Genomic DNA, 300 nt, shown 5'->3' with positions numbered 1-300 from the left:
ACGGGTACACTAAAAACTGAAGTGCTCTAATTTTATGGGGCACTACAGGAGAAAACAATGTTTCTGAGTAACCCCTTTTGGTCTGCAAAGCCAAAGATAGTTGCTGGTAGCGGCAACATCTTTATGCAGGCAACGAACACCAATTCGCTGTATAACCTAGACGCCAACGTCATCACTGGCAGCACTGCCGCAAACCCCGGGTACACAACAGTTATGGGTGGAGGTGACGGTGCCGGCAGCGGCTGGCTGATGGGAGGACGTAACAATAGCAACCAAAGTGTTACGACCAATAGAAAGTAC

At 49.0% G+C, this 300-nt stretch carries 1 protein-coding gene; it reads left to right on the top strand.

The genetic code is table 11. The annotated features are described in order from the left end of the window. Window positions 1-57: 57 nt before the first annotated feature. Window positions 58-300, top strand: a 243-nt coding sequence (locus AC1RPK_RS07675; RefSeq protein WP_481769341.1) for a hypothetical protein, incomplete at its 3' end; no start/stop codon positions are given.

The sequence above is a fragment of the Dellaglioa sp. CoH-55-MRSF-6 genome (assembly GCF_056782215.1).
The sequence above is the reverse complement of the archived record's forward strand: the minus strand, read 5'-3'. Positions and strand labels throughout refer to the sequence as shown.